Source organism: Deferrivibrio sp. (genome assembly GCF_055117995.1).
Genome location: NZ_JBSQOT010000010.1, coordinates 14,770 through 27,419 on the forward strand (window position 1 = coordinate 14,770; position 12,650 = coordinate 27,419).

A 12,650-nucleotide genomic window follows, 5' to 3' on the forward strand; every position below is an offset into this window, starting at 1 on the left:
ATTATCATCTTTTGAATTGTCCCCAAGTTTATCTTGTGTTTAACTATTAAAGAGTAGTCTTTGTGGTCATTGGAAAGAGATTTTTGTGCAATGAAAAAAAACTATTGCTTTTTTGGAAAATAAGACTAAAATTGTCTTAAAAGACTAAGGAGGATTATTATGAAAATAGAACTTTTGGAGCTCAGGAAAGAGCTGGTTGTAGCAACAGATTTTGCAGAAGAGCTTACCAGGGAAGAAAAGGAACAACTGGAAGAAGCAAAAAATTATTATGAAGATGGTTATGCTAAACTCTCAGAGGAAGACAAAAACTGGCTTGACAATCAGTTTAATGAATGGCTTGAGTTTTATCTAAGTGACGAATGTGGTAGTGGATGCTCAAGTTGTGGTTGTAGTTGCCCTTCCCACTAAAATGATAACCAAAGCTCCTCTTTTTATGAAAAAGTTATAAGGGGAGCTTTTTTATTTTTAAAACACCTGTTTTTAGTAGTTATTCCAGAAAGTTCTTGACTTTAAAATTATAAATTGTTAATAGTCCAGTTCACCTTGCTATGAGCTTATGCTCATGGCTGCAAAACCAGAAGGAGGTAAGATGAGAACATACGAAGCACTATTTATCGTTACTCCTGATGTTACTCAGGAAGATGCGGTTTCAACGTTTGAGAAATTCAAAACAATTGTTACAGAAAACGGCGGTGAAATCATCAATGATGAAGCTTGGGGTAAGCTCAAGCTTGCATATGAAATTGAACACAAGAATGAGGGATACTACTTTCTCATTCAGTTTAATTCTGATGTTAATGTTCCTGCTGAGCTTGAAAGAAGATTTAAATATGATGAGTCTGTTATAAGATTTATAGTTATTAAAATTGATGGCAAAAAGTTTAAGCTTAAAAAACGTTCTGATATGACTCAAAGGGCGCCAAGAAGAGGAAGAGGCTTCAGGAAAGACTCTTCAAGGCAGGGTGACAAGCAGAATTCAGCAGAAAAGGATGAAGCTGAGAATCCGAGCGAAGATTCAAAGGCAGAGGAAGTTTCTGAAGAAAATACTGAGGAATAGGTATGGGATTCTTAAATAAAGTTATTTTGCTGGGAAATGTTACCAGAAACCCTGAAGTCAGATATATACCTGGTTCTGGTACACCGGCTGCAAGATTTGGACTTGCGGTTAACAGAAGGTACAAATCCGGTGATTCTGTCAAAGATGAGGCTTGTTTTATAGATATAGTTGCCTTTTCAAGGTTGGCCGAGTTTGCAGGTGAATATATCGCAAAGGGGATGCCTGTTCTTGTGGAAGGGAGACTTAGTTTTAGAACCTGGGAGCAAGATGGGGCAAAAAGGAGCAAGCATGAAATAATTGCAGAAAATATTCAGCTTGTTCAAAGGAAAGAGAGCTCTGTCGTAAATGACGAAATTGAAGATGTCCCATCAACAATTGATGAAGACGATATACCTTTTTAATAGACAGGAGGAAATATGAACTTTAAAAAGAAATTTCAAAAAAAGAAAGTTTGCAGATTTTGCAGTGATAAGATTGATATAGATTATAAAGACTCAAATCTTTTGAGACAGTTTATAACTGAAAGGGGCAAAATTATGCCAAGCAGGCTTACGGGTACATGTGCAAAACATCAGAGAAAGCTTGCTTCAGCAATAAAGACTGCAAGAATAGTTGCTCTTTTACCGTTCACATTAAGTAAATAACAAGGTCGCCGGGCAATTTGTCCGGCGCTTTTTTTCACTATGCAACATCCATTAATAAATTATATTTTAGCTGTTGTTTTATTTTCTGCAAACATCTTTTTCCCGCAGTTTGGATTTGTACTGACATTTTTCTCGCCAATTTTTGTCCTTAAATATTTGATGGATGAAAGGGCAACATTGCGAGAGCATCTGGCTGCAACCATCATAACAGGGCTATTTGCCTTTTACTCCATGCTTTTTCTTGCTTATTTTGTGATGATTTGTGTGTTTCCGGCTTTTGCAGTATATTTTATTGCAGGCAAGAAAAATAATATTAAACTTGATGTTGTTGTATTCGGTGCATTGCCTGCCTTTATATTTTCCTTACTAACAATATTTGTTTTTACCGAATACAAAGATGCTATAATCAGATATATGGTTGCTTATCTTGATATGGTAATAAGTGGATATGAGAAACAGGGGGGCAACTTTGACTCAAATGCATACCTTTTATATCTAAAAAACAATAAGGATGCCTTTGCCTACACAATGGTACATTTAATGCCTGCGTTCAGTTTTTCCTACTCGGCTCTTTTGACTGTGATTTGCAGAAAGTTTTATTTCAAAAAAGCCAATTTGTCAGAAATACGATATAGGGTAAACGACAAATTGATTATTTTATTTGTTATCGGTGGCTTTTTTATAATTTCAAGTGATTTCAATTATAAGCTTGTTTCGTATAACACTTTGATAATTTTTACAACATTATTCTTTCTTCAGGGGCTTGATATAATAAATTATTATTTTACCAGGTGGAGATTAAGTTACTTTTTGAGACTTATTTTGTATATACTGATATTTAGCGAGCCGCCCGTAATCGTTTTGGTTGCAATATTCGGTCTTTTTGATACCTGGTTTGATATGACAAAAATAAAATTTAGGAAAAGCGGTTAATTTTATGAGTGATAAATCCACTGCTTCTATCGTAAGCATATCCACGGCAGTATTGTTGACGTTGGTCAAAGGGGTAGCAGGATTTATGATAGGTTCACTGGCTTTGCTATCGTCGGCGGTGGATTCGGTTTTAGATATACTGTCTTCAACTATCAATTATTTTGCCATAAAAAAATCTGAAGAGCCACCAGATGAAAAACATCCGTTTGGTCATGGAAAATTTGAATCTCTTGCAACATTTTTGCAATCCTTCATAATCTTTTTGTCGGGTGCCTTTATTTTGTATAAATCCTATGAAAAATTTATGTCAAAAGGTACTGTGAAAAACATAGATTCCGGGCTATATGTTATGATTTTTGCAATTGTATCTACATTAATCCTTACGCTTTATTTAAGGATGGTGGCCCGAAAAACAAATTCGTCAATATTGAAAGCGGATGCGATGCATTATGAAATAGATATACTTACAAACGCCGGAATATTGATATCTTTTGTTGTCATAAAATTTACGAATTTACACATTATTGACCCTCTTATTTCTGCAGTTATTTCTGTATATATAATTTACTCTTCAGTAAAGCTCAGTGTTGAGGTTTCAAAAGATTTGCTCGATGTTGAGTTGCCTGAGGAAATAAAAAAAGATATAGTGAAAATTCTAAACAGTTTCGACAATTTGCATGTAGATTTTCATAAACTTAGAACAAGAAGGTCAGGCTCTCAAAAATTTCTTGATTTACATTTGACATTGTGTAAAGAGTTAAGCTTGTCGGATGCACATAAGATTGCGGATTTGATAGAAAACAGGCTGAAGGACAAAATAGTTGATCTTGATGTAACGATACATATTGATCCGTGTGATATAAAAAATTGTCCCGGGATTGATGCTTGCAATGATTCTAAATTAAGGTTAGAGTTAGATAAAATAAGTAATGATGGAGGATAAAATGTCAGACTTTGTTCAAAACCTTATTGCAGAAAGGCTTGGTGGAAATATGTTTGGTAAAGATACCAAGATTTACAAATTTGAAAAAATCAAACGTGCCAAAAGGGCAGCACATGAAGCAAATCCCGGAAAAGAACTTATAGATATGGGGGTTGGCGAGCCTGATGATATGGCAAATATTGCAATTGTGAATGTACTTAAAGAAGAGGCAATGAAGAAGGAAAACAGATTTTATTCTGACAACGGTATTCAGGAGTTTAAAGATGTAGCTGCAGAATATATGAAAAAGAGATTTGGTGTAGATATAAACCCTCAGACAGAAATAAATCATGCAATAGGCTCAAAACCTGCGCTTGCGATGATCCCATTTTGTCTTATCAATCCTGGAGACTATGCCTTGATGACTATCCCTGGATATCCTGTTACAGGGACTATCACAAAGTATCTTGGGGGGCAAGTTTATAACCTTCCTTTGACAAAAGAAAATAACTTTTTGCCAGACCTTGACAGTATTCCTGAAGATATAAGAAAAAAGGCCAAGATACTTTATCTGAATTATCCAAATAATCCTACGGGAGCGCTGGCAGATAAAAAATTTTTTGAAAAGGTTGTAAAATTTGCAAAAGAAAATGATATTGCGGTTGTGCATGATGCAGCTTATATAGAGCTTACTTATGGCGAAGAACAACCATCTTTTTTATCCGTTGAAGGAGCCAAAGAGGTAGGTATAGAAATACATTCTTTATCAAAATCTTTCAATATGACAGGATGGAGAATGGCTTTTGTTTGCGGAAATGAGACTCTGGTCAAGGCTTTTGCTACAGTGAAAGACAACAATGATTCAGGTCAATTTATTCCGATTCAAAAGGCAGCAGCATATGCCCTTTCACATCCTGAATTAATAAATGAGATAAGAGATAAATATAAAAGAAGACTTGTCAAACTTGCAAAAGTGTTAAGGGATAATGGTTTTTATGTTAACGAGCCAAAGGGGACTTTTTATCTGTACTTCGAAATACCAAAGGGGACCAAAAGTGGCAGGAAGTTTGAAAATGCCGAGCAATTTTGTGACTATCTTATTAGAGAAAAGCTTATTTCATCAGTACCATGGGATGATGCGGGGCATTTTTTGAGATTTACTGTTACCTTTGAGGCAAAAGATTTGGCTGATGAAGAAAGGGTAATTGGTGAAATTGCAAGAAGGCTATCAGAAGAAGAATTTATATTTTAATTCAGGAGAAAAAGGTGGATGTAATATTTATGGGTACGCCGCTTACGGCTGTTCCTATCTTGAAAAGTCTTATAGATGATAAAGAAATTAATGTCAGGCTTGTGGTGTGTCAGCCAGATAAACCAAAGGGGAGGGGGAACAAATTGACCCCTCCACCTGTTAAGGAAATTGCTGTTGAGCATAATATTGAAGTTTTTCAGCCGGAAAAATTGAAGAATAATTTAGATGCATTAAACAAGCTGAAAAGTTATGATGTTGATTTTCTTGTGGTTGTCGCCTACGGTAAAATATTGCCTAAAGAGGTACTGGATATACCCAGGAAGGCTCCGGTAAATGTACATTATTCACTTCTTCCAAAGTATAGGGGCGCTGCACCGGTCAATTGGGCAATTATAAATGGAGAAACTGAAACAGGTGTGACAACAATGCTTATGGATGAAGGGCTTGATACAGGTGATATTTTGTTGGTAGAAAAAACAAGAATTGACAGGAAAAATAGTGAACAGTTACTTGTTGAGTTATCGGATATTGGCGCACAGTTATTGCTGAAAACACTTAAAGAATTTGATAAAATTAAACCTATAAAGCAGGATGATTCACTTGCAAGTTATGCCCCTATAATCAAGAAAGATGAAGGTCTTATAAACTGGAACAGTGATGCTGACTATATTGAAAGGACAATCAGGGGATTTTATCCATGGCCTTCGGCTTTTACAAAACTCAACGGGCTTACATTTAAAATATTTGATGCAGAGATTGTAACTGATAACCCTGATGTAGAACCGGGTACTGTTTACGAGGTTACCAGGGACTTTATGTTAGTCAAATGTGGCAATTACTCACTGAAGCTAAAAGAAGTACAACTTGAAGGCAAGAAAAGAATGGATGTAAAAAGTTTTCTTGCCGGATACAAAGTCGAAAAAGGGATTGTACTTGGATAAAAGCTTAAAGCCTGAGAAGAAGAGGCTTTTTATATATTTGCTTGGGATTTCTTCGGCTGTAACCCTGTTGCTCCTTTTTTTTGTGTGGTATGTTTCACTGAAGGGGATTTCAAGTGTTTCTGGTATTGCAGGTATTATTTTTTCATTAATTGTAGCAGGATTTGGTCTGTTTCTTGCTTTTTCTACTTTTATTATCGTTATAACTATGATTTCTGGTAAACAAACCAAAATTGCCAGAAGAATGAGAGGGTTGGTTACAAGGTTTTTGTTTCCGGTCGTTATGCGGGTCGCAAAAATTTTAAAAGTAGACAGAGACAAAATAATTAGATCGTTTATTGCAGTGAATAATGAACTTGTGCTGGAATCACTGATAGGCAAAAAGGTTAATAATCCATTGGTATTGCTTCCCCACTGTATTCAGCTTGAAGATTGTGAACTTAAAATTACAAAAGACATCTTAGTATGTAAAAAGTGTGGTAAGTGTGATATAAAGGGGCTTGCAAATATTGCCGAGAAATATAAATTAAATGTGAGTGTTGCAACAAGTGGTACAATTGCCAGAAGGATAGTTAAAGAGACAAAACCTGATATTATTATTGCTGTTGCTTGTGAGAGGGATTTGTTAAGTGGGATTCAGGATACTTATCCTTTGCCGGTTATAGGGATACTTAATGAGAGACCATATGGGGACTGTTTAAACACTAAAGTTAACACTAATACGATTGAGAAATTGATAGAAAAAATATATATCGGAGGAAATAATGGGTAACACACTAAAAACAGTATTTTTTATGACTTTGCTTACAATACTGTTTATGTTAATTGGCGGGATGCTTGGCGGTCGAAATGGAATGATGTTTGCATTTATCTTTGCATTGGGAATGAATTTCTTCTCGTATTGGTTTAGCGACAAAATAGTGCTTTCAATGTACAGAGCAAAAGAGGTTACTGAAAGTGACGCACCTGAGTTGTATTCAATTGTTAGAAATCTTGCCCAGAAGGGTGGCCTTCCTATGCCAAAAGTTTACATAATTCAAAATCCTGCTCCAAATGCATTTGCTACAGGGAGAAATCCTCAAAATGCTGCGGTTGCGGTAACTACGGGGATTTTACAACTTTTAAACAGGGATGAACTTGAAGGTGTACTGGCACATGAGCTTGCTCATATCCACGGCAGAGATATTCTTATAGGTACAATCGCTGCTACATTTGCAGGTGCAATAATGATGCTTGCTGATTGGGCAAGATGGGCAATGATATTTGGTGGTGGCCGTGATGATGAAGAAGGGGGAAGTCCATTAGGTGCTATTGGTGCAATTGTTGCTATGATAATAGCTCCTATCGCAGCTCTTTTAATTCAAATGGCAATTTCAAGGTCAAGGGAATATCTCGCAGACCAGAGAGGCGCAGCGCTTTGTGGCAATCCTGTTGCCCTTGCCAATGCCCTAAGGAAAATTGCTTACGGTGTTGAAAAAATGCCAATGGATGCAAAGCCTGCAACTGCTCATATGTTTATCATGAACCCCTTAACAGGGAGAAATTTGATGAATTTATTTTCTACTCACCCCCCGGTTGAAGAGAGAATAAGAAGGCTTGAAAAGATGGTTTACGGTGGATAGAAACAGAAGGAGGCTGTACAGCCTCCTTGTTGATTTTTATTACGGCAAGCTTACTGAAGATTATTTTGAAGACACCACATACCGAAAAGTTTATAGAAAATTATATTTTGAAATATTCAGGCACCTCTCATTTATTGAAAAGTCATTGGCTCTTTATTTGAAAAAAGATACCCCCGTGGAGCTTTATGCTGCATTAACTCTTGGGGCATCCCAGATACTTTTTATGAACGACATTCCTGATTATGCAGCAGTGAATGAAACTTTAAATATTTTAAAACCCAAACAGAGGGGGTTTGTTAATGCGGTTTTAAGGAAGCTTATAACTCAAAAAGATGAAATACTAAAAAATTATAGTATTTATGATGATTTTCCAGAGTGGTATGTAAACAAATTGAAAAAAAACTTTGGTGAAGAAAATCTGACGGAAATTTTATATTCACTGAACAACCCGCCTCTCAACAATTATATAGACCTGTCAAGTCTAACATTTTATAACTATGAAAATTTTGAAGATATTCCAGCACAGGCTTTGCCTGTTGACAGGGCTTCTGCACTTATACCTCTTATTACAAAAGATTTGAAGGTAGATAAAATTATGGATGCGTGTGCAGCTCCTGGTGGCAAAACGGTAATTTTAAGTAAGATTCACCCTCTGGCTGAAATAAATGCTTTTGAAAGGGATCAAAATCGAGCCAGAAAATTAAATGAAAATGTTGAAAAATACAAGTGTACAAATGTAAAAACATTTAACGCCGATGTTTTAAAATATGAACATTTACAAAGGTATGATCTGATTCTACTTGATGCACCATGCTCTTCACTTGGGACTATTAAAAGGCATCCTGAGGTCAGGTTTTTAAGAAATCAAAAAATACTAATCAAAAACTCAATCAAGCAACTAAAATTTCTGACTACATTGTCTGATTTTGTGAAAATTGGTGGTTTTATCCTTTACAGTGTTTGCTCAAATGAAAGTGAAGAGGGGGTCCAGGTAATAAATAATTTCTTAAAAAATAAGAGTAATTTTGAGATCGTACCTGTAAATGCACCTGATGAGTTTTGCTTAGGCGATTTTTTTTATTCGGTTCCTCATAAAACAGAAACGGACGGATTTTTTGCTGCACTTTTAAAAAGAGTTGCCTGATAATTATGAAAAAGATAGTTGAAGAATTAAAATTAGTTGCTGATAAGGATTACAAGCGGGCTGATATCTTTTTGAGTGAAAAGACAGGAAAAACAAGAAGTTTTTGCCAGAAGCTTGTGGAATTGGAGCTTGTCAGCCTTAATGGAAAAGTTTTAAAAAAAACATCTACTAAAATAAATCAAGGCGATTATCTCGTTGTATCTATTTTGGAAGAGGAAAAACCTAATCTTGAGCCGAAAAAGATTGATTTTGAAATAGTTTTTGAACACAAGGAATATCTAATAATTAATAAGCCTGCCGGGATTGTGGTCCATCCGGCGCCTGGTAACTACAGCAACACGCTTGTGAACGGCCTTGTTTATATGTTTTCTTTTGAAATAAATGAGGGTGATTTCAGGCCTGGAATAATCCACAGGCTCGATAAGGATACATCTGGACTAATGATTGTAGCAAAAAACTATAACGCTAAAGAGAGACTATCCAAGCTCTTTAAGGAAAGGGACCTGGAAAAAAGATATATCTGTATTGCATATGGTAGTCCAAAAGAAAATTTTTATAATATTGAAAATCATATTGGTCGCCACAAAATAAACAGAAAGAAGATGTGTGTAAATGAAGACGGCAAGTTTGCTAAAACAGATGTTTTTATTTTGAAAAGGTTTAAAAACGAGTTTATTGCAGATGTAAAGATTTATACTGGCAGAACTCATCAGATACGAGTACATATGTCTTTTCTTGGATTCCCTATAATAGGGGATGAAGTGTATGGTAACAAATTTTCTCTTTCCTATCCGATAAAAAGGCAGGCATTGCACTCATATTATTTAAAATTTATATGTCCTTTTGATAATATTGAGAGGGAAGTAAATATTGATTTGCCGGAAGATATGCAAAATCTAATAGATTGTCTTAATTGAAAAACGAATAATTATTGATTTTATTTATAGGAATTATCGGGTAAAAAATATAGTCATTTCCTTTTAAGTTGTGAATCCTAAAACAATGTTTCTTGTTGACACTTATTAATCTCTATGATACATAATGCATACTGTATACAAAATACAGAGGTGAGAATATGAGCGGATATCTTCCAATAGCGTTAATGTTAGTAATTTCAGCACTGATAGGTATTATCATTGTGAGTGTAGGTTTTTTGATAAGACCTAAAAAACCTGAAAAGGTTAAGTTAAGCGTTTATGAATGTGGTATGCCTGAATTCAGTGATGCCCGAAGACGCTACAATGTAAGGTTTTATGTAATTGCAATGCTTTTTGTTATTTTTGATGTGGAAACAGTTTTTCTTTTTCCCTGGGCGGTAGCATTTGATATGTTGGGGATTTTCGGGCTTATTGAAATGATCTTGTTTATAGTGATATTAGTATTTGGTTACTTCTATGCTTGGAAGAAAGGAGCGTTAGAATGGGCGTAATGGAGCATAAGTTTTCTGACAACATTATTACTGCTACTGTTGACGGAGTAATAAACTGGGCCAGAAGATCTTCTCTATGGCCGGTTACGTTTGGTCTTGCATGTTGTGCCATTGAAATGATGGCTGTTGGTGCATCAAAATATGACCTTGATAGGTTGGGTGTCATATTTAGAGCCACACCAAGGCAGGCTGATTTGATGATTGTGGCAGGTACTGTTACAAGGAAAATGGCACCTGTTGTGAGAAAGGTCTATGATCAGATGCCTGAACCAAAGTGGGTTATAGCTATGGGTAGCTGTGCCACAAGTGGCGGTATTTTTGATACATATTCTACTGTTCAAGGTGCAGATGAGATTGTTCCTGTCGACTTTTACATTCCCGGTTGTCCTCCAAGGCCAGAGGCGCTACTTGATGCGATTGTTGCATTGCAGGAGAAAATTAAAGGCAACAAGGTCTTGAGAAAGTGAGGTGTATGATGGGATTTGAGAGTTTGTTGAAAGAATTGGCAGGAAAATTTGACTCAAAGATTAATGGATATACTCAGTATGGTTGTAATTTTATCAATGCTCCTGCTGATATTGCAAAGGAAGTTTTGAAAAGTCTTAAATGTGATTATGGGTTTACATATCTGGTTGATATAGTAGCTATCCACTGGCCAAAAAAGAATGAAAAGTTTGAGCTTTCTTACAATCTGTTTAATGTAGATAAAAAACTTAGAGTTTTTGTTAAGGTTGCTCTTGCTGAACCCGAATTTGAAACGGTTACTGATATATGGAAATCTGCAGATTTTCTTGAGAGAGAGCAGTATGATCTCGTTGGGGTTACATTTAAAGGGCATCCGGATTTGAGAAGGATACTTATGCCTGATTTCTTTGAGGGTCATCCTCTCAGGAAGGAGTATGGTCTTAAGGACAGAAGCTGGTTTAATTCTGTCGATGAGCAAAACCTTGGCATAAAGTTTACAAAATAGGGTTTGGGGATAGACTATGGAAAATATAAGCACAAAAGATAATTTAAGTGAAATTATAACGGTCAATATGGGGCCTCAGCACCCAAGTACGCATGGTGTATTGAGGCTTGTGGTAGATCTTGATGGTGAGACTATAGTTGATGTGAGACCTGATGTAGGTTTTCTCCACAGAGGTGTGGAAAAACTTGCTGAAAACAGGACATATCATCAGTTTATACCGTTGACGGACAGGTTGGACTACCTTTCCCCTTTGTCAAATAATTTAGGTTATTGTCTGGCCGTAGAAAAGTTCTTTAATGTTAAAATACCTGAAAGAGCTGAATATTTAAGGGTTATATTTGCTGAGCTTGCCAGAGCAGCCAGTCACCTTGTCTGGATTGCAACTCATGCTCTTGATATTGGAGCGATGACTGTATTTCTTTATGCTTTTAGGGAAAGAGAGCTTATTCTTGATATGTTTGAGATTGCCACAGGTCAGAGGATGACCAGTTCATGGATAAGAATAGGTGGTATAAGGGAAGACGTCCCACCTTTGTTTCTGGAAAAACTGAAGGAGTTTGTGTCAATATTTGATGAAAGGATAGACACCTATGAAAGGCTCCTTACGAAAAACAGAATCTGGCTAAAAAGAACGGTAGGTGTTGGGTATCTTTCTAAAGAAGACGCTTTAAGTTACGGTGTAAGTGGTCCAATAATGAGAGGTTCCGGAGTTGATTTTGACTTAAGGCGTGATGAACCATATGGAATATATGATAGATTCGAATTTGATGTCCCTGTCAGAGAAGAAGGGGATATATATGCAAGGTACCAGGTAAGAGTTGAAGAGATGAGGCAGGCTAACAGAATACTTAAGCAGGCTTTGGAGCAGATTCCTGAAGGACCTGTTATGACCGATGATCCGAGAGTTGCTATGCCTTCCCATCAGGAAGTTTATGAAAGAATGGAAGCGTTAATTAGAAGATTTTATCTTATTTCAAAAGGCTTTAAAACTCCTAAGGGTGAAACGTATGCCTGTGTTGAAGCACCTAAAGGGGAACTTGGTTATTATATTGTTAGTAATGGCGAGGAAAGGCCATATAGACTTAAAATTAGAGCTCCTTCGTTTGTGAATCTTGGCGCTATTAACAAAATGGCTAAAGGAGCAATGGTTGCTGACCTGGTCGGTATAATCGGTAGCGTTGATATCGTTCTTGGTGAAATAGATAGGTAGGTGTAATATGTCTGAGAAAGCTATTGAAATGCAAGACAACCAGGAAGAAGTAATCCAGGAAATAGATTTATCCGCCGTAGATGAAATATGTGCAAAATATAGCGGTAAAAAAGGAGCAGTTATTCCGGTTTTACAGCAGGTTCAGGAACATTACGGTTATCTTTCAAGGGAAATGATTGAAAGGATAGGGGAAAATCTTAATGTGTCACCTCATCAGCTATATGGGGTTCTTACTTTTTATGCTCAGTTTTACACAACACCAAGAGGCAAGTATGTTATAAGGGTTTGTCGTGGAACTGCTTGTCACGTAAAAGGTTCAGGGAGAATCTCTGAGGTTGTTAAAGAGGAATTTGGTATTGGAAATGGTGAGACTTCAAGCGACTTAAAATTTACCCTTGAAGAAGTTTCTTGTATAGGTGCGTGTGGTATGGCTCCGGTAATAATGATTAATGATAAGACCTATGGTAATCTGACCCCTGAAAACGCGAGAGCGATTTTCAGAGAATATGCAAATAAAGAGGAATAGGGG

General features: G+C 36.3%; 17 protein-coding genes. All 17 read left to right on the forward strand.

Annotated elements, in window-relative coordinates; all coding sequences use genetic code 11:
* Positions 1-159: 159 nt before the first annotated feature.
* The 17 genes from ACTCAF_RS04485 (at position 160) to nuoE (ending at position 12,647) form a co-directional block, all read left to right on the forward strand.
* Entirely contained in the window at positions 160-408 is a 249-nt protein-coding gene (locus ACTCAF_RS04485; protein WP_463062099.1) for a hypothetical protein, read from the forward strand.
* Between the two features lie 181 nt (positions 409-589).
* Positions 590-1,057: a 30S ribosomal protein S6 gene (gene rpsF, locus ACTCAF_RS04490; protein WP_463062100.1), complete on the forward strand. Its 468-nt coding sequence runs from the start codon at positions 590-592 to the stop codon at positions 1,055-1,057.
* 2 nt (positions 1,058-1,059) lie between these two features.
* Positions 1,060-1,458, forward strand: coding sequence for a single-stranded DNA-binding protein (gene ssb / locus ACTCAF_RS04495; RefSeq protein ID WP_463062101.1), 399 nt, complete (start codon positions 1,060-1,062; stop codon positions 1,456-1,458).
* A gap of 15 nt (positions 1,459-1,473) precedes the next feature.
* Positions 1,474-1,701, forward strand: coding sequence for a 30S ribosomal protein S18 (gene rpsR / locus ACTCAF_RS04500; RefSeq protein WP_463062102.1), 228 nt, complete (start codon positions 1,474-1,476; stop codon positions 1,699-1,701).
* A gap of 39 nt (positions 1,702-1,740) precedes the next feature.
* Positions 1,741-2,634 carry a DUF2232 domain-containing protein gene (locus ACTCAF_RS04505; RefSeq protein WP_463062103.1) on the forward strand — a complete coding sequence of 298 codons (894 nt, stop codon included), beginning with the start codon at positions 1,741-1,743 and terminating at the stop codon, positions 2,632-2,634.
* A 4-nt stretch (positions 2,635-2,638) separates the two neighbouring features.
* Positions 2,639-3,577, forward strand: coding sequence for a cation diffusion facilitator family transporter (locus tag ACTCAF_RS04510; RefSeq protein ID WP_463062104.1), 939 nt, complete (start codon positions 2,639-2,641; stop codon positions 3,575-3,577).
* 1 nt (position 3,578) lies between these two features.
* A complete protein-coding gene (locus ACTCAF_RS04515) occupies positions 3,579-4,808 on the forward strand; it encodes an LL-diaminopimelate aminotransferase (protein ID WP_463062105.1) in 1,230 nt (409 codons plus the stop codon).
* A 14-nt stretch (positions 4,809-4,822) separates the two neighbouring features.
* Positions 4,823-5,749 (forward strand): methionyl-tRNA formyltransferase, encoded by a 927-nt coding sequence (gene fmt / locus ACTCAF_RS04520; protein WP_463062106.1) that lies wholly within the window; start codon positions 4,823-4,825, stop codon positions 5,747-5,749.
* Positions 5,742-6,518, forward strand: coding sequence for a DUF116 domain-containing protein (locus tag ACTCAF_RS04525; protein WP_463062107.1), 777 nt, complete (start codon positions 5,742-5,744; stop codon positions 6,516-6,518). Before fmt ends, ACTCAF_RS04525 begins: the two co-directional genes overlap by 8 nt.
* Entirely contained in the window at positions 6,511-7,368 is an 858-nt protein-coding gene (htpX, locus tag ACTCAF_RS04530; RefSeq protein WP_463062108.1) for a zinc metalloprotease HtpX, read from the forward strand. Before ACTCAF_RS04525 ends, htpX begins: the two co-directional genes overlap by 8 nt.
* Positions 7,361-8,512: an RsmB/NOP family class I SAM-dependent RNA methyltransferase gene (locus ACTCAF_RS04535; RefSeq protein WP_463062109.1), complete on the forward strand. Its 1,152-nt coding sequence runs from the start codon at positions 7,361-7,363 to the stop codon at positions 8,510-8,512. Before htpX ends, ACTCAF_RS04535 begins: the two co-directional genes overlap by 8 nt.
* A 5-nt stretch (positions 8,513-8,517) precedes the next feature.
* A complete protein-coding gene (locus ACTCAF_RS04540) occupies positions 8,518-9,429 on the forward strand; it encodes an RluA family pseudouridine synthase (protein ID WP_463062110.1) in 912 nt (303 codons plus the stop codon).
* Positions 9,430-9,587: 158 nt separating this feature from the next.
* Positions 9,588-9,941: an NADH-quinone oxidoreductase subunit A gene (locus tag ACTCAF_RS04545; RefSeq protein ID WP_463062111.1), complete on the forward strand. Its 354-nt coding sequence runs from the start codon at positions 9,588-9,590 to the stop codon at positions 9,939-9,941.
* Positions 9,932-10,408 carry a NuoB/complex I 20 kDa subunit family protein gene (locus ACTCAF_RS04550; protein WP_463062112.1) on the forward strand — a complete coding sequence of 159 codons (477 nt, stop codon included), beginning with the start codon at positions 9,932-9,934 and terminating at the stop codon, positions 10,406-10,408. Before ACTCAF_RS04545 ends, ACTCAF_RS04550 begins: the two co-directional genes overlap by 10 nt.
* A gap of 8 nt (positions 10,409-10,416) precedes the next feature.
* The gene (locus ACTCAF_RS04555) at positions 10,417-10,911 is read left to right on the forward strand and encodes an NADH-quinone oxidoreductase subunit C (RefSeq protein WP_463062113.1); all 495 of its coding nucleotides are present in this window, start codon (positions 10,417-10,419) and stop codon (positions 10,909-10,911) included.
* Positions 10,912-10,927: 16 nt separating this feature from the next.
* A complete protein-coding gene (gene nuoD, locus ACTCAF_RS04560; RefSeq protein WP_463062114.1) occupies positions 10,928-12,121 on the forward strand; it encodes an NADH dehydrogenase (quinone) subunit D in 1,194 nt (397 codons plus the stop codon).
* A gap of 7 nt (positions 12,122-12,128) precedes the next feature.
* A complete protein-coding gene (nuoE, locus tag ACTCAF_RS04565; protein ID WP_463062115.1) occupies positions 12,129-12,647 on the forward strand; it encodes an NADH-quinone oxidoreductase subunit NuoE in 519 nt (172 codons plus the stop codon).
* Positions 12,648-12,650: the final 3 nt, after the last annotated feature.

Excerpts from the sequence above, each read along its gene's own strand:
- rpsF (WP_463062100.1), top strand. The coding sequence starts at position 590 with ATGAGAACATACGAAGCACTATTTATCGTTACTCCTGATGTTACTCAG.
- ACTCAF_RS04515 (WP_463062105.1), top strand. The coding sequence starts at position 3,579 with ATGTCAGACTTTGTTCAAAACCTTATTGCAGAAAGGCTTGGTGGAAAT.
- ACTCAF_RS04545 (WP_463062111.1), top strand. The coding sequence starts at position 9,588 with ATGAGCGGATATCTTCCAATAGCGTTAATGTTAGTAATTTCAGCACTG.
- ACTCAF_RS04485 (WP_463062099.1), top strand. The coding sequence starts at position 160 with ATGAAAATAGAACTTTTGGAGCTCAGGAAAGAGCTGGTTGTAGCAACA.
- ACTCAF_RS04555 (WP_463062113.1), top strand. The coding sequence starts at position 10,417 with ATGGGATTTGAGAGTTTGTTGAAAGAATTGGCAGGAAAATTTGACTCA.
- ssb (WP_463062101.1), top strand. The coding sequence starts at position 1,060 with ATGGGATTCTTAAATAAAGTTATTTTGCTGGGAAATGTTACCAGAAAC.
- nuoD (WP_463062114.1), top strand. The coding sequence starts at position 10,928 with ATGGAAAATATAAGCACAAAAGATAATTTAAGTGAAATTATAACGGTC.
- ACTCAF_RS04540 (WP_463062110.1), top strand. The coding sequence starts at position 8,518 with ATGAAAAAGATAGTTGAAGAATTAAAATTAGTTGCTGATAAGGATTAC.
- ACTCAF_RS04510 (WP_463062104.1), top strand. The coding sequence starts at position 2,639 with ATGAGTGATAAATCCACTGCTTCTATCGTAAGCATATCCACGGCAGTA.
- rpsR (WP_463062102.1), top strand. The coding sequence starts at position 1,474 with ATGAACTTTAAAAAGAAATTTCAAAAAAAGAAAGTTTGCAGATTTTGC.
- ACTCAF_RS04505 (WP_463062103.1), top strand. The coding sequence starts at position 1,741 with ATGCAACATCCATTAATAAATTATATTTTAGCTGTTGTTTTATTTTCT.
- nuoE (WP_463062115.1), top strand. The coding sequence starts at position 12,129 with ATGTCTGAGAAAGCTATTGAAATGCAAGACAACCAGGAAGAAGTAATC.
- htpX (WP_463062108.1), top strand. The coding sequence starts at position 6,511 with ATGGGTAACACACTAAAAACAGTATTTTTTATGACTTTGCTTACAATA.
- ACTCAF_RS04550 (WP_463062112.1), top strand. The coding sequence starts at position 9,932 with ATGGGCGTAATGGAGCATAAGTTTTCTGACAACATTATTACTGCTACT.